We start from the raw sequence: 21,130 nt of genomic DNA on the forward strand, positions 1-21,130 counted from the left end.
ATGCCGGGATGCTGGCCGAGTAATCGCGCCGGCGCTACCCGCGCGTTTCCGAGCGGGAGCGGCCTTTGCTCGCTCCCGTTTCCTTTGCCAGCGAAGAGGGCGTCATGGATCTGGTCAGTGAGTTGCAAGCCATCGTCGGGCGTCGCCACGTCTTGCAGGGGGACGCCGCGACCCGCCGCTTCCGCCTGGGAATCCGCTATGGCGGCGGGGCGGTACTCGCCGTGGTGCAGCCCGGCAGCCTGCTGGAGATGTGGCGGGTGCTGCAGCGTTGTCACCAAGCCGGGACCATCATCATCTGCCAGGCGGCCAACACGGGCCTGACCGGGGGCTCCACCCCGGTGGCCGAGGGCTACGACCGCCCGGTGGTGCTGATCAACACCCTGCGCCTGACCCGCCTGGCCCTGCTGCGCCAGGGCGAGCAGGTGGTTTCCCAGCCGGGCGTGACCCTGAGCCAGTTGGAAACGACCCTGAAACCCCTGGGGCGCGAGCCGCATTCGGTGATCGGCTCGACTTGCATCGGTGCCTCCATCACCGGTGGCGTCTGCAACAACTCCGGAGGCTCGCTGATCCGCCGCGGCCCGGCCTTCACCCAGCTGTCGCTATTCGCCCGCATCGACGAAGCCGGGCAGCTGCAACTGGTCAATCATCTGGGCCTGAAATTGGGCGACACCCCCGAGGAGATTCTGAGCCGGCTCGACGAGGGGCGTTTCGACGACAGCGCCGTGCAGGACCCGGCCGGGGCCATGGCCTCCGATCGCGAGTACGCTCGCCACGTTCGCGACGTGACATCCGCTACGCCGGCCCGCTACAACGCCGACCCGCGGCGGCTGTACGAGGCGTCGGGCTCGGCGGGCAAGGTCGCCGTGTTCGCCCTGCGCCTGGATACCTTTGCCGCTGATCGCAACACCCGGGTGTTCTACATCGGCTCCAACCGAGCCGCTGATCTCGAAGCCATTCGCCGGCACATCCTGGTCAATTTCACCTCTCTGCCAATCGCCGGCGAGTACATGCACCGCACGGCCTATGAGCTGAGTCGCACCTACGGCAAGGATCTGTTTCTCTTCATCCAGCGTTGCGGTGCGCAGCGGGTGCCCCAGGCCTTTGCCTGGAAGACCCGCTTCGATGCCCTGAGCGAACGCCTGGGCCTGAGCGCCCAGCTCGGCGACCGACTCCTGCAACGCCTCGCCGCGCCGCTACCCGAGCATCTGCCGGCGCGGCTCAATGCGTTCGCCGAGCGCTTCGAGCATCATCTGCTGCTGAAGATGGGCGAAGAGGGCATCGACGAGGCGCGTGCCTATCTGCAGGCCTGGCTGCCCAGCGCGGACGCGGATTTCATCGAGTGCAGCGTGGAGGAGGGCAACGCCGCCTTCCTCAATCGCTTCGCGGTCGGCAACGCCATGAATCGCTACCGGGCGGTGCACCGGGATACCGTGGAAGACATCCTCGCCCTGGACATCGCCTTGCCGCGCAACACCCAGGACTGGTTCGAGACCCTGCCGCCAGAGCTGGCGGAACAGATCGAGGTGACCATGTACTGCGGGCACTTCTTCTGCCACGTGCTGCACCAGGAGTACCTGGTGAAGAAGGGGCACGACTGCGCGGCGCTCAAGCGGCGCCTGCTGGCCCTGCTGGATGCCCGCGGCGCCCGCTATCCGGCCGAGCACAATGTCGGCCACCTCTACGAGGCGGCGCCCGAACTGGAGCGGCACTATCGCCAGCTCGATCCGACCAATGCCTTCAATCCCGGCATCGGTCGGCTGACGCGCCGCTATCGTTGGCAGGACGAGTGTTGCGCCGAGCATGCCGGTGAGGCCATCGCCGCGGCCGCTGCCGTTGCCAGGGCGGAGCCTGCGGAGACCAGCGACACGCCCTGACCGCTGTTCCCGAGCGTGCTCAGGTCTCCTGCTGGATCGCGTAGAGCGACTCGACGAGCAGCTCGAACGCCGGATTCTGCTGGGCGCTGCGCCGCGAGACCAGCTCATAGGGCTCGCTGTGGGACCTCAGCTGCAGCGGCAGGCGACTGACCAGGCCATGCTGGCAGACATAGTCCGCCACCTCGACCGAGACCAGGGCCACCAGCCGTGGATTGCGGCTCAGCAGCGACAGGGTGGTCAGCGCCGAGGTGGTCTCGATCAGGTGCAGCGGAAACGGCAGCTGGGCTTCGAAGAACTCGTGCTCCAAGGTGCGGCGCATGGGCATGTTGGCCCGATAGACCACCCAGCGACTGTCCGACAGATCCTGCAGCTCGACTCGCTCGCGCTGAGCCGCCGGATGGGAGGCATGGGCGATGACCGCGAGGGACTCGTCCTTGATGACCAGGGCGTCGTAGGCAGCGGGCTTGTCGCTCACCGATAGCCGGCAGATGGCGGCATCCAGCCGCCCCTGATCGACCAGGCCGAGCAGACTCTCGCTGGTGTCCTCCACCACCTCGATCGACAGCCGCGGCTGCAGCTCCAGCAGCCGGGAAATGGCATGGGTGAGCAGGGGGACGGCGCCCATGATGGTGCCGATGGCCAACTTGCCGCCCGAGCCACTGGCGATGGCGTGCAGCTCATGGCGCAGGTTGTCCAGGTCGGCCTGGATCAGCCGGGCGAAGCGAATCGCGCAGGTGCCGGCCGGCGTCGGCAGCAGGCCGCGGTTGGTGCGCAGGAACAACTCCACCCCCAGCGTGGATTCCAGCTCCTTGAGCGCCTTGCTGGCGCCCGGCTGCGTGAGCCCCAGGCCGTCCGCCGCATTGAGCAGCGAGCCCTTTTCCGCCAGGGCGATGAGCAGGCGCAGCTGTTTGGCGTGCAGGCGGGACATGATGGAGTTGAGACTGGCGAGATTCTTCATTGATCGAAGGTTATACCGCAGTGGCTGCGATCAGATCCTTAACAATAAGCAGCAGGTACGCGGCTTGGCTCGGTTTGCTGGGCTGTGGCGATAGAACGCCCGCAACTCAATCTACGGAACCTGTGTAGGTTGGGTTGAGCGCAGCAAAGCCCAGCGGGCCGGATTCAAGGTGCGTACCCTTTCCCTCACCCCAACCCTCTCCCAGAGGGAGAGGGGGCGGCAAAGGCGCGAAGGGAGGCGGCGGCATCGAGAGGTACGCTTTTATCCCCTCTCACCCTGGGAGAGGGGGCGGTAAAAGCGTGAAGGGAGGTGGGGCGGTATCAAGATGCACGCTTTACCCCCTCTCCCTTTGGGAGAGGGTTGGGGTGAGGGCAGCCCCCTAGAGCAACGTGAAACTTCCCTCGCGCACCCGCTCCGAATCCAGGCCGACCATCACCTTGAATTCGCCCGGTTCCGAGACCAGCTTGAGGTCGTTGTTGTAGAAGCGCAGGTCCGCCTCGGTGATGGGAAAGTCCAGCTCGCGGCTTTCGCCTGGTTGCAGCATCACCTTCTGGAAGCCCTTGAGCTCCTTGACCGGTCGCGCCAGGGAGGCGGTCACGTCGTGCAGGTAGAGCTGCACCACGGTGGCGCCAGCACGATTGCCAGTGTTCTTGACCGTGACCCGAGCAGTCAGGGTGTCGCCCTTCTTCAGGGTGGCGCTGGACAGCTGCGGCGCCGAGACGTCGAAGGTGGTGTAGCTCAGGCCGTAACCGAAGGGGTAGAGCGGACCGTTGACGATGTCGAAGTAGCGCGAGGTGTACTTGTTCGGCTTGGCCGCGTCGAAGGGCCGGCCGCTGCTCAGGTGGTTGTAGTACAGCGGCACCTGGCCCACTTCGCGGGGAAAGGTCATGGTCAGCTTGCCGGACGGGTTGTGGTCGCCGAACAGCACATCGGCCACGGCGTTGCCGCCCTCGGTGCCGGGGAACCAGGCCTCCAGCAGCGCGTTGGCCTGCTCCTGTTCCCATTCCAGGGCCAGCGGGCGGCCGTTCATCAGCACCAGCACCAGCGGCTTGCCGGTGGCCTTGAGCGCCTTGATCAGCTCGCGCTGGGTGTCGGGCACGCTGATGCGGGCGCGGCTGGAGGCCTCGTGGGCCATGCCCTGCGACTCGCCGACCACGGCCACCACCACGTCGGCCTGGCGCGCGGTGGCCACGGCTTCGGCGATCAACTCGCTGGCGCTGCGCGGGTCCACCGCGACCGCGGGTTCATAGGAGTTGAGGTAGGCCAGCACATCGCGGTCGTCCAGCAGGTTGGCGCCCTTGGCATAGAGCACCTTGCCCTGGCCGGCCACGGCGTTTTCCAGCCCACGGCGGATGGAGACCGCCTGGGCGGCCACGCCAGCGGCGGACCAGTTGCCCATGACGTCGCGCGGGCTGTCGGCCAGCGGACCGACCACGGCCAGGGTGGCGCCCTTGCGCAGCGGCAGGACGGCCTTCTCGTTCTTCAGCAGCACCAGGCTCTCGCGGGCCACCTGGCGCGCCTCGACGCGGTGCAGGCGCGATTCGGCGTTGGTGTCGACCGGATCCTGGCCCTGCAGGCGACGATAGGGATCGTCGAACAGGCCCAGGCGGTACTTGGTAAGGAGCATGTCGCGCACGGCCTGGTCGATCTCGGCCTGGGTCACCTTGCCGGCCGCCAGCAGGGCGGGCAGCTGCTTGCCATAGACGTCGTCGTGCATGTTCAGCTCGACACCGGCCTTGAGCGCCTGCTCGGCGGCGTCGCGGGTGTCCTTGGCCACGCCGTGCAAGACCAGTTCGTTGATGGCGCCGTGGTCGCTGATCAACAGGCCCTGGTAGTTCCAGTCCTTGCGCAAGAGGTCCTGCAGCAGCCCGCGATTGGCCGTGGCTGGAACGCCGTTGATGCTGTTCAGGGCCACCATCACCGCGCCGGCTCCGGCCTCGGCGGCGGCGCGATAGGGCGGCAGGTAGTCCTGCATGAGCCGCTGCGGACTCATGTCGACGTTGCTGTAGTCACGCCCGGCTTCCACTGCGCCATAGCCGCCGAAGTGCTTGATGCTGGCCATGAGGCTGTCGGGCGCGCGCAGGTCTTTGCCCTGGTAGGCGCGTACCAGGGTGGCGCCGATGCGCGAGGTCAGCCAGGTGTCCTCGCCGAAGGTCTCGGAGGCACGGCCCCAGCGCGGTTCGCGGGTGACATCGACGGTGGGGGAGAAGGTCAGGTCGAGGCCGTCGGCGGCCGCCTCGATGGCGGAGATGTGCGCGCTGGTGGCGATGGCGTCGAGATTCCAGGTGCTGGCCAGGCCCAGGTTGATGGGGAAGATGGTGCGCATGCCGTGGATGACGTCATAGGCATAGAACAGCGGGATCTTCAGCCGGCTGTGCGCGACCTGGTCCTGCATCTGGCGGATGTCGGGGCGGGTCACGGTGTTGAACATGGCGCCCACCTTGCCGGCGCGGATGTCCGCCATGATGGCTTCCTTGGGATAGTCCGGCCCGACGCTCACCAGATTGAGCTGGCCGATCTTTTCCTCCAGGGTCATCTTCGCCAGCAGGGCGTCGACGTAGGCGCGCGCCGGATCGGCGTCTTGCGCCGAGGCGAGAGTGGCGCCGATGGCCAGTCCCAGGCCGAGCATGAGTGCGGTGAGGCGTGGTGCGTTCAACATCTTCCCCCGATTCCCTGTGCGTATTTTTTCGTTGTTCTTGGGCACTGTCGTGCGCCGCCGATTGTACACAGCGAAGGGGCGGGAGGCGGAGCCGTCGACGGCCGGCGCGGGGCCGGTCGTCCGGGCTCGGGTGGGCTGCTGGAGGCGTCAGAAGCGCGGCTTGCGCGTCTCCCAGTCCGGCTGGTACTTGCGCATCTGGCGCACGTCGTCGCGGCTGCGGATGTCGATGGCGAGGAACTGCTCATGCAGCTTGGCCAGTTGCTCCTGATCCAGCTCCACACCCAGGCCGGGGGCGTCGGTGATCGCCACGCAGCCGTTGCGGATCGGCAGCTTGCCGCCCTGGATGACTTCCTCGTCCTCTTCCTGCCACGGGTAGTGGGTGTCGCAGGCATAGGCGAGATTGGGCACGGCGGCGGCCACGTGGGTCATGGCCATGAGGCTGATGCCCAGGTGCGAGTTGGAGTGCATGGAGGCGCCCAGGCCGAAGGTGTCGCACATCCGCGCTAGGATCTGGGTGTCTCGGAGGCCACCCCAGTAGTGATGGTCAGCCAAGACGATCTGCACACTGTTCTGGGCCACGCTGCGGCGGAATTCGTCGAAGTCGGTGACCACCATGTTGGTGGCCAGGGGAATGCCGGTGCGCCGATGCAGTTCGGCCATGCCGTCGAGGCCGGGGGTCGGGTCCTCGTAGTACTGGAGGTCGCCCGCCAGGACCTCGGCGATGCGCAGCGACGTTTCCAGCGACCAGTTGCCGTTGGGGTCGATCCGCAGCGGTGCCTGGGGAAAGGCCTGGCGCAGCGCCTTGATGCAGGCCGCTTCGTGATCCGGGCCAAGCAGGGTGCCGGCCTTGAGCTTGATGCTCTGGAAGCCGTTCTCCTCGATCATCCGCGCGGCCTGGGCCACCACCTGCTCGGGGCTGATGGCCTCGCCCCAGCGATCGGGCGGGTAGGGGGCGTCGATGTGCTCGGCGTACTTGAGGAACAGGTAGGCGCTGAAGGGGACTTCGCGGCGCACCGCGCCACCGAGCAGCTCCACCAGCGGAATGCCCAGGGAGCGTGCCTGCAGATCGAGGAAGGCCACCTCGAAGGCGGAATAGGCATTGGCCACCTGCTTGCTCGGATGGGAGCCGGGCGCCAGCTCCGCACCGGCCACCACGCCGCCGGCGAGACTGGCGACGGTCTCCACCACCCGCGCGCGCAGGCCATTGAGATCCCAGGCGGAGAGGCCGACCAGGCTGCTTTCCATGGCCTTGAGCACTGCCAGCACCGGGGCGTCGCCGTAGCTTTCGCCGAGGCCGATGTAGCCGTTGTCGCCTTCCACCTCGATGATGGATCTCAGCGCATAGGGTTCGTGGATGCCGCTGGCATTGAGCAGCGGCGCATCGCGAAAGGCGATGGGGGTGACTTTGATGCGTTTGATCTTCACGCTCAGACTCCTGGACTTGTAATTATGACGGCGGTCTTTGTCAGTCATCGTATGACTACTGGTCGGCTTCTTCAACCTGGAAATCGCACGACCGCCTGGGCGAACGACCGCGCATCGCTTCAGGGTTGCCCGCTCCGGTCGGGGCTGGATAAATAGCCAGCCGCTCGCCTATTGCCCGTGTCGTCATGAACGCTCCGCTCGAAGATCCCCTCTATTATCTGCACAACTTCCAGCGGGTACTGGACTGGGTTGCCCTGCGCTATCCCGATCTGCTCGACGACCATGAGCAGGGTTTCATCGCGGCCTTCGCCGACTTGCCACAGCCCTCACGGGCATTGCTGGTGCGCCTGGTGATGCGCAAGGGCGAGGTGTTCCGTGCCAGCAAGCTGGTCTACAGCGAGATCGGCTGCCCCCGTGCCGCCGCCTTGCCGCTGGTGGACCTTGGCTGGCTGCTTTCCGATCCCGAATTGCACCTGATCGAACTCTTCGCCCTGCTGCGCAAGGAAGAACTGCTCGGCTGTTTTGGCAGCCGCCTGCCCAAGGCCGGTCGCAAGGAAGATTGGCTGGCGCGGCTGGAGGCCGAGCAGGCCACGCCCCTGGCCTTCAGCGGCTGGGCCGGCACGGTGCCGGAGCTGGTGGAGGAGGGCGTCTGGCGCCTGACGCTGATGGATCTCTGCGACCGCCTGCGCCTGCTGTTCTTTGGCAATCTGCACCAGGACTGGACCGACTTCGTGCTGGCCGATCTGGGCATCTTCCAGTACGAGACGGTGGCCTTCAGTGCCGAATCCCGCGCCTTTGGCCAGCGCCATGAGGTGGACGCCTATCTACACATCCAGCGTTGTCGCCAGGCGCTGCGCGATGGCCTGCCAGCCGCCGAGCTGCTGCCGCTGCTGCCCGCCGAGCGCTTTGCCAACACCTGGCTGGAATTGCGCCGCGGCAAGCTGCTCCACGAACTGGCCCAGCACCACGAGCGCCTCGGCGAACTGGCCCAGGCGCAGGCGCTCTATGCCGCCTCGGCGCATCCCGAGTCGCGTATTCGCGCTTTGCGCATGCTCGAACGGCTGGAGGACTGGCCCGCCGCCCAGGCGCTGGCGGAAGCCATCGCCGCCGCACCGGCCCATGACGCCGAGCGCCAGCAGGTGGCGCGTATCCTGCCGCGGCTGGTGCGCAAGCAAGGTGGCCCGCCCAACAAACGCCGCCCCGCCAGCCCGGTGGAGCGCCTCGATTTCGAGCTGGTGAACGACGGCCTGCGCCGGGTCGAGTGGCTGGTGCGCGAGCACCTGGGCCGCGACGAGGCGCCGGTGCACTATGTGGAAAACACCCTGCTTACCAGCCTCTTCGGCCTGCTGTGCTGGGACGCCATCTTCCTGGCCATCCCCGGCGCCTTCTTCCACCCCTATCAGCGCGAGCCGGCCGACCTGCGTCTGCCGGGCTTTCGCGAACGCCGCGCCGAGGCCTTCGCCGCCTGCCTGGCGCGGCTGGACGATGGCTCCTACGCGGCGGTGATCCGCGAGCGTTTCGCCGCCAAGCGCGGCCTGGCCTCGCCCTTCGTCGCCTGGGGCATCCTCGGCAGCGACTTGCTCGACCAGGCCCTGGCCTGCCTGCCGGCGCGTCACCTGCGGCTGTGCTTCGAGCGACTGCTGGAGGATCCGGAAAACAACCGCACCGGCTTGCCCGACCTGATCCAGTTTTGGCCGGCGAAAGGCCGCTACCGGATGATCGAGGTCAAGGGCCCGGGCGACCGTCTGCAGGACAACCAGCGCCGCTGGCTGGACTTCTTCGCCGCCCACGACATCCCGGTCAGCGTCTGCCACGTGCAGTGGCAGGTGGCCGCGACCTCCGCATGAGCTATCGCATCGCCGTTCGCGCCCTCTGCGAATTCACCGCCAAGGCCGGCGACCTGGATCTCAGGTTCACCCCGTCGCCCACCGCCCTGGAAGGTATCGAAGGCCACCAGCGGGTGGCGGCGCGGCGCGGTCCCGGCTATGAGCGCGAGGTCAGCCTGCAGGGCGACTTCGAGGACCTGCAGGTGCGTGGTCGCGCCGATGGCTTCGACGCCGCTGCCAATCGCCTGGAAGAGATCAAGACCCACAGGGGCAGCCTGGACCGCCAGCCCGGCAACCATCGTCACCTGCATTGGGCCCAGGCCAAGGTTTATGGGCATCTGCTTTGCCAGAGTCGTGAGTTATCCGGGCTGACCCTGGCGCTGGTCTATTTCGACATCGGCAGTGGCGCCGAGACCGTCTTCACCGAAGCCTGGACGGCGGCCGATCTGGCTGAGCACTTCGCCTTGCAGTGCTCGCGCTTTCTCGCCTGGGCGCGCCAGGAGCTGGCCCATCGCGCCGCGCGCGATGAGGCGCTGGCGACCCTGGCCTTTCCCCATGCCGACTTCCGCCACGGCCAGCGGCCGCTGGCGGAAGCCGTCTACAAGGCCGCCAGCGTCGGCTGTTGCCTGCTGGCCCAGGCGCCCACCGGCATCGGCAAGACGGTGGGCACCCTGTTCCCGCTGCTCAAGGCCATGCCGCGGCAGAACCTGGATCGGCTGTTCTTCCTGGCCGCCAAGACCCCCGGCCGCGCCCTGGCCCTGCATGGGCTGGAGTCCCTGGCCGCACCGGTGCGGGTGCTGGAACTGGTGGCGCGGGACAAGGCTTGCGAGCACCCGGAGCTGGCCTGCCATGGCGAGTCCTGTCCGCTGGCACGAGGTTTCTACGACCGCCTCCCGGCCGCCCGCGCGGCCGCCCTGGCCGAACCCATGCAGTTGACCCGGGCGCGGGTGCGGGAGACCGCCCTGGCCCATGAGGTCTGCCCCTACTACCTGGCCCAGGAACTGGCGCGCTGGAGCGATGTGGTGGTGGGCGACTACAACTACTATTTCGACGGCAGCGCCATGCTCCATGCCCTGGCCCAGACCCAGGAGTGGCGGGTCGGGGTGCTGGTGGACGAGGCCCACAACCTGCTCGACCGCGCCCGCGGCATGTACAGTGCCAGCCTCGACCAGCGCCGCCTGGCCGCCGGCAAGAGCGTGGCACCACCGGCAATCGCCAAGAGCCTGCAGGCGCTCAATCGCGAATGGAACCGCCTGCACAAGGAGCAGCAGGTCGACTACCAGGTGCAGCCGGAATTGCCCGCCGCCTTCCTCACCGCCCTGCAACGGGTGGTGGGTCTGCTCACCGAGCATTTCGGCGAATCCGGCCAGCCCCCGGCGCCGGAGTTGCAGACGCTGTTCTTCGACCTGCTGCAGTTCATGCGCCTGGGCGAGACCTTTGGTGATCACTCGCTGTTCGACGTCACCCTGCTCAAGGGCCGCGGCAAGGCGCAGTCGCAACTCAATCTGCGCAACCTGGTGCCGGCGCCCTTCGTCGGTCCGCGGCTGGCGGCGGCGCACAGCTGTACCCTGTTCTCCGCCACCCTGATTCCCCAGCATTTTCACCGCGACCTGCTCGGGATCCCGGTTGGCAGTGCCTGGGTCGATGTCGCTTCGCCCTTCGCCGCCGAGCAGCTGGAGGTGCGCCTGGTGCGGCTCTCCACCCGCTACGCCGACCGCGCCGCCTCCCGCGTACCCATCGCCGCCCTGATCGCCAGTCGCTATCGCCAGCGACCGGGCAACTACCTGGCCTTCTTCAGCAGCTTCGACTACCTCGACCAGGTGGCCGAAGCCCTGGCCGAATTGGCACCTGACGTCCCCCAGTGGCGCCAATCGCGCGGCATGGACGAAGCCGCGCGCCAGGCCTTTCTCGACCGTTTCCAGGCTGATGGCCGTGGTATCGGTTTCGCCGTTCTGGGCGGCAGTTTCGGCGAGGGCATCGACCTGCCCGGCGACCGCCTGATCGGCGCTTTCGTCGCCACCCTGGGGCTGCCCCAGCTCAATCCGGTCAACGAACAGCTGCGCCAGCGCCTGCAGCGGCGCTTCGGCGATGGCTATTGCTACGCCTATCTCTATCCGGGCCTGCAAAAGGTCATCCAGGCCGCCGGCCGGGTGATCCGTACCGTGCAGGACCGCGGCTGCCTCTATCTCATCGACGACAGATTCACCCAGCCCGAGGTCCGGGCGCTGCTGCCGAGTTGGTGGCAGGTGGAGGAGGGCACGGTGCCCCTGTTGGAGCCGTTGCCGGCCTGAGGCTGTTGGGCTTCGCTGGGCTCAACCCAACCTACGAATGAGACGGTGACCGCGGGCGGTGCCTTTCCCTCACCCCAACCCTCTCCCCGAGGGAGAGGGAGCGGAGCGGCAGGGGGGCGTGACGCCGGCGTAGGGTGGAAAACCGCGTAGCGTTTTCCACGAAGTGTGCCTGCCCTGATAGCCAAGTCCATCCAGGGTCTCCCGTAGGTTGGGTTGAGACAGCTCCACCGTCGAAGCCCAACATGGCGGCGTCGGGCGGTGCCTATCCCTCACCCCAGCCCTCTCCCCGAGGGAGAGGGGGCAGGGCGGCAGGGGCTTGGTCCTGTAGGTTGGGTTGAGACAGCTCCACCGTCGAAGCCCAACAAAGCGGGCCCGCGCCGGGGGCTAACCCGCCACCTCGTCCTCGCAAAACCTCAACCTGTTGCCAAAGGGATCGGCGATCTCCATCACCAGGCCCCAGGGCAGTTCCTCGATGCTCGGGCGGGCGAAGCCGTAATCCTTGGCCAGCAGCTCGGTCTGCAGAGCGCGGATGCCGGTCAGCCGTACGAAGACCGTCGAGCCGGGACAGGCGTCGCCATGATGGCCGGAAAGATGCAGGCGCAGACCGGCGCGCTCGACCTCGGCGTAGAGCGGCAATCCCGGCTCGAAGCGATGCTCCCAGACCAGGCGGAAGCCCAGGAAGCTGCAATAGAATTCACGCGCCTTTTCGTCATCGAAGATGCGCAGGATGGGGCTGGGTTGCCCGAAGGCGACGGTATCGACAGACATGGCGGTACTCGACAGGCGCAGAAAGCGCGGTGGGGTGAGCGCCAGGGCGCACCTTTGAGGCTGCCCGGCAACCCGAACTGTGATCCGGAAAGCTTTGGTAACCCCTCTGGCAGGCCAGAGCGTGCGCTAGGCTGCAGTTCACCGGTGCGATGGCGAACCTATCCGGGTATCGTGCATTCTTTTTCTCTCTGGCGGTTCGGCTGGGCCGAATCTTTTCATCCTTAGTGACCAAGGTTGATCCATGCAGCGTCGACACCTGCTCAAAGCGTCCCTGGCCCTGGCGGCCTACACCGGCATTCCTTCCACTGGGCTGTTCGCCCTCCAGGCCTTTGCCAATCCGGCCAATGGCGACGGCCAGGCCTTCGATTTCGACTGGCTCAAGCAGCATGCCAAGGAGCTGGCCGGCAAGGCCTACCAGCCTACCGCCCAGAAGCTGCCCGACACCCTGGCGAACATGACGCCCCAGCAGTTCAATGCCATTGGCTACGATGCCCAGCATTCGCTCTGGCACGACCTCAAGGGCCAGCTGGACGTGCAGTTCTTCCATGTCGGCATGGGTTTCAAGACACCCGTGCACATGTATTCGGTGGACCCCAAGACCAACGAGGCCAAGGAAGTCCACTTCCGCCCCGAGCTGTTCAACTACAACGACAGCGGTGTCGACAAGAGCCAGCTCAAGGGCGACCTGGGCTTTGCCGGCTTCAAGCTGTTCAAGGCGCCGCACCTGGCCCAGTACGACATCGTCTCCTTCCTGGGCGCCAGCTACTTCCGCGCCGTGGACAAGACCCGCCAGTACGGCCTTTCGGCCCGTGGCCTGGCCATCGATACCTACGCCGATCGGCCCGAGGAATTCCCGGATTTCACCAAGTTCTGGTTCGTCACCCCGAACAAGAACAGCACGCGCTTCGTGGTCTATGCGCTGCTGGATTCGCCCAGCGCCACCGGTGCCTATCGCTTCGACATCGACTGCCTGAACGACCGGGTGGTGATGGACGTGGACGCCAACGTCAACGCCCGTCGCGACATCAAGCAACTGGGCATCGCGCCCATGACCAGCATGTTCAGCTGTGGCACCCACGAGCGCCAGAGCTGCAACACCTACCATCCGCAAATCCACGACTCCGACCGCCTGGCCATGTGGAAGGGCAATGGCGAGTGGATCTGCCGCCCGCTGAACAACCCGCCCAAGCTGCAATTCAACGCCTTCAAGGACGACAGTCCCAAGGGCTTCGGCCTGGTGCAGACCGATCACGAGTTCGAAAGCTACCAGGACGTCATGGTCCGCTACGACCGCCGGCCGAGCCTGTGGGTCGAGCCCACCTCCGCCTGGGGCGAGGGCGCCATCCAGTTGCTGGAGATCCCCACCACCGGCGAGACCCTGGACAACATCGTGGCCTTCTGGGCCCCGGCCGAGACCATCACCGCCGGCAAATCGCTACACTATGGCTACAAGCTGCACTGGAGCGCGTTGCCACCGGTGAGCACGCCGCTGGCACGGGTCTACGCGACCCGTTCCGGGATCGGCGGCTTCCCCGAAGGCTGGGCGCCCGGTGAGCATTGGCCCAAGGTCTGGGCACGGCGCTTCGCCATCGACTTCAATGGCGGCGGCCTGTCCTTCCTGCCCGAGGGCACCGGCATCGAGCCGGTGGTGACCGTCACAGACGGCAAGGTGCAGGATTTCCATGTGCTCAAGATCGACGAGATTGGCGGCTACCGGGTGATCTTCGACTGGTACCCCACCAGCGACAAGGCCGACCCGGTGCAGATCCGCGCCTTCATCCGGACCCAGGACCGCGCCCTGAGCGAAACCTGGCTGTTCCAGTACTTCCCGCCGACGGCCGACCAGCGCCGCTATCCGGACTGGAAGCAGTCCTAAGCGGCTGACCTGAAAAAGCCGCTGTGCCTCGCCAGGCGCAGCGGCTTTTTTTCGTCCCGTGAAAGGCCAGGCAGGTGGTGATCGCCTGCGCTGGACACCGCTAGTCGGCCAGCATCACCTGGTTGCGCCCGCCGCGCTTGGCCTGATAGAGCGCCGCATCGGCCAGGCTGTAGGCGATCTCGAACTCGGTGCCCGGCGCATTCAGGCTGAGGCCGAAGCTGGCGGTCACCGGCGCCGGCCCTGTCGTGTCCTGGGCGATGCGCAGGCGCAGGCGCTCGGTCATGGCCAGGGCGTCGTCCCGCGCCATGGTTGGCAGCAAGACGGTGAATTCCTCGCCACCTACCCGGCCGACGATGGCCGGCGCCTGGACGATCTCCTGCAGACAGCGGGCGATGGCCTGGATGACCCGGTCTCCGACCGGATGGCCGAATTCGTCGTTGATGCGTTTGAAGTGATCGATGTCCAGCACGATCATGGCGCCGCCACCCTGGCGCAGGGCCTGGCCGGCCTGGTCGATGACCGCGCCGCGATTGAGCACCCCGGTCAGGGCATCGTGGGTGGCGCGGTACTCCAGCTGCTGGGTGAGGGTCTGCAACTGCTGGTTGAGGGCATTCATCTCGCGCTCGGCGCGATCGCTGCGCGCGATCAGCCGGCGTGTCTCGCGCATCAGCCGCTCGAAGTGCAGGGTCAGGTCGCCCAGCGCGGCTCGGTAGCGTTCGGCGTCGGCGTCATCGGCCGTATAGAGCGCGCGTGCGGCCTGCAGCACCCCGGCCTCCTGCTCGAACAGGTCGGGGCCTGGATCGGCCGGGCTATAGCGCCGGACGCTGGCGGTCATGCCGGCAGCTCGGGATGCTCGACGAACGCCAGGGCCTGGAAGTCCAGCCGCAACTCTTCGCCGAACTCCTGGATGGTCTCGTCTTCGGCATCGTAGTACCAGTGCAGCTCCACCCGGTTGCCGGCCTGGGCCGCCTGGTCCAGGGCGTCGAACAGGGTGAACAGCATCTTGGTGCTGGAACTGTTGAAGTAGGCGAGGGCGACATGCACCAGCAGCGTGGCCTCCTGCCGCTGGTCGAGATAGGCGCGTAGCTGCTCGATCACCGGCAGATAGAAGGCGGCGGCGTTTTCCGGAAAGGATTCACCCTTGAGCCAAAGCACGTCTTCGGCGAAGCGGAAATCCACCTCGGGCGACGTGGGCGTGGGGGCGATGAACAGATTGTCCATACGAGAGTAGGCCCTGGTCAGATGATGGCTTTCAGGCAGAACAGGGCGGTGCCCGGATTCCGCGTGGACGGATGGAAGGCGAACTCCAGTGGCGCGCTGGCATCGCGCGCCATGGTCAGGAAGCCCAGGCCGGCGCCCTTGCTGTCGGTGGGGGTCTCGGCGCGCAGGGACTCGCGGTAGGCCTGCTTGATCTGCTCGATCGACATGCTGCACAGGGGTTCGAGGCGTGCGCGCAGGGCCTGGACCTTGTCGCTGACGATGGGATTGGCGCAGAGCATCTGGTAGTTGCCGTCCTGGCGGGTGATACAGACCGAACCCTGGCCCAGCTTGGCATCCGCGAGCGTGTCCGGGGGCAGGGCATCGGCGGAATAGTGCAGGACGTTCTGTGACAGTTCGATGAAGGAGGAAAACAGCTTGCGCCGGGTGGCGCCGCTGATGCCCTCGAATTCCAGTTGCAGTTTCACCACCTCGGCCATGGCGGCGACGATGCCATGGGAGAAGTAACCGTGGTGATAGAAGATCACCTGTTGCTGCTGGGCGATCTCCAGGAAGGCCCCGTTCTCGGCTAGGGAGGTCAGCATGACGTCAGTCCACGCGGATGCAGAAGAAGGTGAGGTCGTCGCGGCGCTGCTCGTCGCCTTGCCAGGCGGCGAGATCGTCGGCGAGTTGCTGGCAGAACACCGCGGTCGGTGCCGTGCGCAAGTCGGTCAGCCGATTCAGGGCGCGTTTCTTGCCGAAGGAGGTGCGTCGCGGGCCGCCGATCTGGTCGAGCAGGCCATCGGTGGTGGCGAACAGCAGGCTTCCCGGTGGCAGCGGCAGGGTGGTGGCTGGCCAGCACTGCTCCAGCGGGCTGTCGGCATACCCCAAGCCCAGGCGCAGGGGGACCAGGGTCAAGACCTCTGCGGCGTCCGGCGCCAGGAGATGGAGCGGCAGGCGGGCGCCCGCATAGGTCAGGCCGTGGCCGTGGCGATCCACCCAAAAGCAGGCCAGGTCAAGGCCGTCGTTGGATTCGGAGATGCCCCCGGATTGCCCCAGCATCGCCTTGACACTCACGTTAATCGCCGCCAGCAGGGCGGAAGGATCACGCGGCCCCAGTTGTTGCAGGGCCTGGGTCAGGGAGGACGAGGCGATCATGGTCATGAAGGCGCCGGGCACCCCATGGCCGGTGCAGTCGGCGATGGCGCCGAACCAGCCGTCTTCGTATTGGGCGAAGTGATAGAAGTCGCCGCCGACCACGTCGCGCGGCTGCCAGACCAGGGTGGCGTCCTGGGCCATCACCGCCAGGGTCTCGCGAGAACTGCGCAGCATGGCACGCTGGATGACGCTGGCATATTCGATGCTGTGCATGATTTGGCGATTCTTCTCGGCCTGCAGATCCGCGACGATGCGCATCAGCTGCACGCCCAGGCCGAGGCCGACGAAGCGGCCTTCACGGGTGACGATGAAGCCATCGGCCAGCGCCTTCTCGCCCACCTCGACGGTGCGGCGGGTCAGCTCCTCGATGGACAGGCCGGCGTCCACCACCAGGGGTTCCTTGTCCATGAAGGCGATGCAGCTCTTGCGATCGTAGACTTCCCGGTGATACGGCTTGCTCATCTGCGAGAGGAAGATGTCGCGGTTGATGAGCCCGATCGGCCGGTCGTTCTCGATCACCGCGAGGCTGGTGATCTCGCGCCGCTCGTTGAACAGGTCCATGACCCTGGCATTGGTGTGCTCGGCCTCGACCGCCGGCCATTGCGTACAGAGATCCAGGGCGCTGCGCTGACAGGGGCGGAAGGCCGCGCGGGAGGAAGGCAGGGGAGCGGACGACATCGATAAGAATCCGTTCTCGGGAGGTCGATGCAGCCTAGGGGCTCCGTATTGAGCTTTGATGACAGGGGATAGCCAGGCGCCAGCATGGCGCTGCACCTGGCCTTGGGCGCTGGCGCTTCAACTCACCAGCAGCCCCAGGGAGCCGCGGGCGAACGGTTGGGGCGGGACGGCATTGAGCACCGCGCCTTGCAGGACCAGGCCGCTGTGGGCGAATTGGCGCTGGGTCGCCTCGATTTCCTTGGCGGTGTTGCAGCCATGGCGCGACACCAGCAGGCAGGTGCCGGCCTGGGCGGCGAGCAGTACCGCATCGGTCACCGCTAGCACCGGTGGGGTATCGAGGATCACCAGTTCGTAGTCCTGCTGCAGCCCACGCAGTAGCTCGGTACAGCGTGAACTCATCAGCAGTTCGGCTGGATTGGGTGGCCGGATGCCCCCCACCAGGCAATCCAGGCCGGCGAATACCGTGGGCTGGATCGCCTGCTCGGGCGTCGCCAGGCCGGCCAGCACCTCGGCAAGGCCCGGGCGGCGCGTCAGTTGCAGGCGACGGTGCAGGCGCCCGCGACGCAGGTCGGCGTCCACCAGCAGCACCCGCATCCCGCCTTCCGCCAAAACCCGGGCCAGCTGCACGGCCACCGAGGACTTGCCGGCGCCCGGGCTGGCGCTGGTGACCAGCAGCAGGTCATTGCGCGCCTCGGTACGGGCGAAGGCCAGGCTGGTACGCAGGATCCGCAGTGCCTCCTGATAGCCGGCGTCGAGCGGCGTCTGCAGCGATCCACCGGCCTGGCGACCTGGCGCCAGGGGCAGTTGCGCCAGCACCGGCAGGCCGAGTTCTTCCAGGCTTCCAGCGTCCTCGATGCCACGCTCCAGGCTGGCGCGCAGATAGACCCAGGCACCGCCGGCCAGGCAGCCGAAGAGCAGGGCGCTGAGGATCAGCAGGGGTTTCTTCGGGTAGACCGGCGCAATCTGGGTATAGGCGTGGTCGATGATGCGCACATCGCTCACCGTGCCGGCTCGCACCACCGACAACTCCTGGATGCGCCTGCTGATCAGCGCATAGACCTTGTCTGCCGCCTCCACCTCGCGTTGCAGGCGCAGCACCTCCTGCTGGGTCTGCGGCAATTGGCCCAGGCGCCGCTGCAGGACCTGACGCTGGCGATTCAATACCTGGCGCCGCGCCAGCAGGGTCTGGTACAGGGGGTGGGTGGGGGTGAAGCGCAGGGCCAGGCCCAGGCGCTCCATTTCCAGGGCCGATAGCTGGCCGTCGAGCTCCACCGCCTGGCTCAGCAGGCTGCGTCCCTCCGCACCGATGGCGATGGAGCCCCGTTGCCGCTGGTAGCTGTCCAGGGCCTGGCGACCGGCACTCAGGCGCTGGTTCACCCGTGGCAGCTCCTGGCGCAGGAAGGCCAGCTGCTGGGTGGACTCGTCGGCATTGCGGGTCACGTCCTGGCGCACATAGGCCTCGGTGATGCCCTGCAGGATGCGCTGGGCCCGCAGGGCATCGGTATCCTGCAACTGGATCGAGAGGATGCCCGAGCGCTTGCCGCGCTCGCTGACCCTGAGTCGCTCCTGCAGCGCCTGGATGGCCACGCCGCGGCGCTGCTTGACCAGGATGAATTCGGTGCCTGGATAGGCGTGCAGCTGGGCGATGTCCAGCCGCAACTCACCCGCACTGGCGGGCTGCCCCAGGCGACCCTCCAGCAGGCGATTCCCCTTGGCATCGGCCAGCACGAAGCGATCGGGTGCCTCGGCGGTGAGGGTGAGCGGCTGGCCATAGAGGGCAGCGGGTACCGTGAGACTGGCGATCGTGAGCTGCTCTCCGCCCCAGCCGAACCGATGGAGGCCGAACGGCGCGGTGGCTATCGCCGCGCTGGCCCGTTCGTGGCGGCGCGCCAGCCAGTCGCCGAGCAGCGGCACCCGCCGCGGGGTGACGCTGAGGTCGAGGCCCAGGGCATCCACCACCTCGCCAACCACGCGCCGCGAGGTGAGCAACTGCATCTCGGTGATGGCTTCCGGCGGTGGCATGGGCCGGCCGTTGTCCGCGTCGTCCAGGCGCACGATGCCACGCTGGTATTCGATCTGCAGGGTCGCCACCGCCTGGTAGCGCGGGGCGGCTAACTGGGCGTAGGCCACGCCCAGCAGGGTGCAGAGGACCACGCAGGCGAGCAGGCCGCGGCGATGGCGCCAGAGCGCGGCGCAGTAGCGCGCGAAACCGATGTCCGCGGCGTGAGGAGCAGGGGGTAGAGCCTGATGCGACTTGTCCATGCAGGAGCGGGCCTTGGGCAGGTACGGTGAGGACAGCCGTCGCGGCCGATGCCTGTCCGGGGGAGACGGCGGTCGGCGAACCGGGGTCGAGATTTTCACACCAGGCTGGGCACAGCTGGGAACGCCAGGCGCTGGATCAAGGATCCGCGCCTTGTCGGCTGGAGTGCTGCGTCGACTCTAAGCGAAAGCAAAAGCCAAAAATGTGACACCCCGTGCAGAACTCGCCGGATGCCGGCTTGGCAGCGTCAAGGTGCTAAGGCAGTCTTCTTTGCGACCTGTCATGCCTGCCGACGACGCACCGTGGCAGGCCCTGTTCCTCGTCCCTCCAGTGGGGCCGTCGAGCCAGTCTTTGCGTTAAGCGGCGTCGCCCCCGGGTGACGCCGTGTTCCTGACGGCTTCTTGAATGTAGTCAGCGGTTGAAGCCCGGTTACCCGCCTGTGTGGCCTCATGCCCACGCGCGGTCCTGTACCGGTTGTACCAGGCCTGCGGAGGGTAGCGCCTGGTTCTTCACTGCCCTGGACGGCGTTCTCGACTGCATGGCTGTCAGGAGACAGGACAATGAGTGTGGCATCTGGCGTTACCCATTCCGGGGTCCGGGTCGGACGATGGCCGTTCTGGCTGGGCGGTCTGGCGGTTGGCCTGTTGCTGCTGGCTGCGCTGCTCTGGCGCCTGCCGGATTTCCGCGACGGTACCGGAGCGCAGAATCTCGAAGCCAGCTACCACGTGCTGCTCAGTCTCAACGCCCTGGATGAATCCGGCGTGGCCCGCCACTGGTGGCTGCCCACCATCACCCTGGGCGGCAGCCATGACCAGCAGGTGTCCTGGGGCGCCACCATCCCGACCCACAGTGGCGACTACGTCTACACCAGCTTCAGCAGCTACGGTTTTCTCGCCCCCTATCTGGGGCTCAAGGTCGCCGGCCTGCCGCCTTCACTGCACAACCTGGCGCTGTTCAACGCCGCCCTTGGCGCCCTGACGGCGCTGCTGCTGTTCCGCTTGCTGTACCTGGTCTTGCGCAGCCAGGGCGCCAGTCGCGCCCTGGCCGCCGGCACCGCGGTGCTGGGCTGCCTGATCGCCGTGTTCAGTCGCGAGGCACTGCTCTCCCAGGGTCTGCTCTACTGGGTGCAGAGCTTCTACCAGGTGCTGCTGCTGGCCAGCCTGCTGACCTTCTTCCACTACCTCCAGGCACCGGTGGGCCAGCGTGCCCGTCTTGGCTGGGTACTGGCCGGGCTGGTCTGTTTCGGCGCCCTGACCGAATGGACCGGCTACGTCTTCGGCGGCGGCCTGGTCGCGCTGTTCTGGCTGCAACGTCGGCAATGGCCGGAAGGACGGCGGATGGCCTGGCGGCTGGCCTTCGCCACGGCGCTGGCCGGCCTGCTGGTGCTGCTGCACTACAGCCTGGCGGCGGGCCTCCTGCCGACGCTCAAGGCCTTTGCCCGGCGCTTTCTCGCCCGCAGCCCGAACAATGCCCATTTGACCGACTTCTTCGCCGGTTATGGGCTGTCGTTCGGGCTGTTCCTGGCGGCAGTGGCCATCGCCCTAGGCGTGCTGGTATGGAAACGGCGGACGCTGAACTGGCCGCGCAGCACGGCTCTGCTGCTGGCCGCCGCCAGCCTGCCGCTGCTGGAAAACCTGCTGCTGCTGCAGCACGCCACCCAGTTTTCCTTCGACCGTCTCAAGTTCATCTTTCCCGCCGCGCTGGTGCTCGGCCTGGCCTTCATCGCCCTGAAAACCCCCGGGCGCGCCCTGCTTGCCGTCTTGCTGGTGGCAGCCGCGCTGCAGAACGGCCAGACCTATCGCCAGGATATCGCCGGCTACGCCGGCTGGCGCGTCATCGACCAGCAGAACCGGGCCCTGGTGGGGCTGGTGAAGGGCCAGGTCGCGCTGGACTGCACCCTCATCTCCACCGACATGACGGTGCGCGGCTACGCCAACCTGCTGTTCCACCGCAGCATCCACGAATTGCAGCGCCAGCCATTGGACTACCACCGCGAGTCGGGGGCCTGTGGCGGGCTCTATCTGGAAGGCCGGGATTTCCGCGTCGACCTGCCTGAATACACCCGCGCCCGCCTGAGTCTGGCGGACGGCCGCCAGCTGACCTACGCCAAGGTCGAGGGTGACTGGCGCCTGCAATGAACGCCTTATCCATGAACACGCT

14 protein-coding genes are annotated in these 21,130 nt (G+C 67.0%); 5 read left to right on the forward strand and 9 right to left on the reverse strand.

Going from position 1 to position 21,130, the window contains the following annotated elements; translation table 11 throughout:
* Window positions 1–104 precede the first annotated feature (104 nt).
* Entirely contained in the window at window positions 105–1,874 is a 1,770-nt protein-coding gene (dld, locus tag ACWPW1_RS06215) for a D-lactate dehydrogenase (protein WP_454252581.1), read from the forward strand.
* 19 nt (window positions 1,875–1,893) lie between these two features.
* Here dld and ACWPW1_RS06220 read toward each other — a convergent pair whose 3' ends face one another.
* The 3 genes from ACWPW1_RS06220 to ACWPW1_RS06230 form a co-directional block, all read right to left on the reverse strand.
* A complete protein-coding gene (locus ACWPW1_RS06220) occupies window positions 1,894–2,832 on the reverse strand; it encodes a LysR family transcriptional regulator (protein ID WP_059313941.1) in 939 nt (312 codons plus the stop codon).
* A 379-nt stretch (window positions 2,833–3,211) separates the two neighbouring features.
* Window positions 3,212–5,491: a beta-glucosidase BglX gene (gene bglX / locus ACWPW1_RS06225; protein ID WP_454252582.1), complete on the reverse strand. Its 2,280-nt coding sequence runs from the start codon at window positions 5,489–5,491 to the stop codon at window positions 3,212–3,214.
* 147 nt (window positions 5,492–5,638) lie between these two features.
* Window positions 5,639–6,916 (reverse strand): glucarate dehydratase family protein, encoded by a 1,278-nt coding sequence (locus tag ACWPW1_RS06230; RefSeq protein WP_454252583.1) that lies wholly within the window; start codon window positions 6,914–6,916, stop codon window positions 5,639–5,641.
* Between the two features lie 185 nt (window positions 6,917–7,101).
* Between ACWPW1_RS06230 and ACWPW1_RS06235 the strand changes: the two genes are divergently transcribed.
* Both ACWPW1_RS06235 and ACWPW1_RS06240 read left to right on the forward strand, forming a co-directional pair.
* On the forward strand, window positions 7,102–8,763 hold the full coding sequence (locus ACWPW1_RS06235; RefSeq protein ID WP_454252584.1) for a VRR-NUC domain-containing protein: 1,662 nt from the start codon (window positions 7,102–7,104) through the stop codon (window positions 8,761–8,763).
* Window positions 8,760–11,033 (forward strand): ATP-dependent DNA helicase, encoded by a 2,274-nt coding sequence (locus tag ACWPW1_RS06240; RefSeq protein WP_454252585.1) that lies wholly within the window; start codon window positions 8,760–8,762, stop codon window positions 11,031–11,033. Before ACWPW1_RS06235 ends, ACWPW1_RS06240 begins: the two co-directional genes overlap by 4 nt.
* 384 nt (window positions 11,034–11,417) lie before the next feature.
* On the opposite strand, the gene ACWPW1_RS06245 is transcribed toward ACWPW1_RS06240, so the two are convergent.
* Window positions 11,418–11,801 (reverse strand): glyoxalase superfamily protein, encoded by a 384-nt coding sequence (locus ACWPW1_RS06245; RefSeq protein WP_454252586.1) that lies wholly within the window; start codon window positions 11,799–11,801, stop codon window positions 11,418–11,420.
* 241 nt (window positions 11,802–12,042) lie between these two features.
* Here ACWPW1_RS06245 and ACWPW1_RS06250 point away from each other — a divergent pair, with 241 nt between their 5' ends.
* Window positions 12,043–13,677, forward strand: a complete 1,635-nt coding sequence (locus ACWPW1_RS06250) for a glucan biosynthesis protein D (RefSeq protein WP_454252587.1) — start codon at window positions 12,043–12,045, stop codon at window positions 13,675–13,677.
* A gap of 100 nt (window positions 13,678–13,777) precedes the next feature.
* Here the strand turns inward: ACWPW1_RS06250 and ACWPW1_RS06255 are convergent, their stop codons facing one another.
* The 5 genes from ACWPW1_RS06255 to ACWPW1_RS06275 form a co-directional block, all read right to left on the reverse strand.
* On the reverse strand, window positions 13,778–14,512 hold the full coding sequence (locus ACWPW1_RS06255) for a GGDEF domain-containing protein (protein WP_454252588.1): 735 nt from the start codon (window positions 14,510–14,512) through the stop codon (window positions 13,778–13,780).
* Complete coding sequence (locus ACWPW1_RS06260; RefSeq protein ID WP_059313949.1) at window positions 14,509–14,898, reverse strand: DUF1987 domain-containing protein; 390 nt, start codon at window positions 14,896–14,898, stop codon at window positions 14,509–14,511. Before ACWPW1_RS06260 ends, ACWPW1_RS06255 begins: the two co-directional genes overlap by 4 nt.
* 17 nt (window positions 14,899–14,915) lie before the next feature.
* Window positions 14,916–15,479 carry a SiaB family protein kinase gene (locus ACWPW1_RS06265; RefSeq protein WP_059313950.1) on the reverse strand — a complete coding sequence of 188 codons (564 nt, stop codon included), beginning with the start codon at window positions 15,477–15,479 and terminating at the stop codon, window positions 14,916–14,918.
* A 4-nt stretch (window positions 15,480–15,483) separates the two neighbouring features.
* The gene (locus ACWPW1_RS06270) at window positions 15,484–16,710 is read right to left on the reverse strand and encodes a SpoIIE family protein phosphatase (protein WP_434775986.1); all 1,227 of its coding nucleotides are present in this window, start codon (window positions 16,708–16,710) and stop codon (window positions 15,484–15,486) included.
* 117 nt (window positions 16,711–16,827) lie between these two features.
* Window positions 16,828–18,972, reverse strand: a complete 2,145-nt coding sequence (locus ACWPW1_RS06275; RefSeq protein WP_454252589.1) for a polysaccharide biosynthesis tyrosine autokinase — start codon at window positions 18,970–18,972, stop codon at window positions 16,828–16,830.
* Window positions 18,973–19,530: 558 nt separating this feature from the next.
* Here ACWPW1_RS06275 and ACWPW1_RS06280 point away from each other — a divergent pair.
* Entirely contained in the window at window positions 19,531–21,108 is a 1,578-nt protein-coding gene (locus ACWPW1_RS06280; RefSeq protein ID WP_454252590.1) for a hypothetical protein, read from the forward strand.
* Window positions 21,109–21,130 lie beyond the last annotated feature (22 nt).

It is taken from the genome of Pseudomonas sp. Marseille-Q7302, assembly GCF_965111925.1.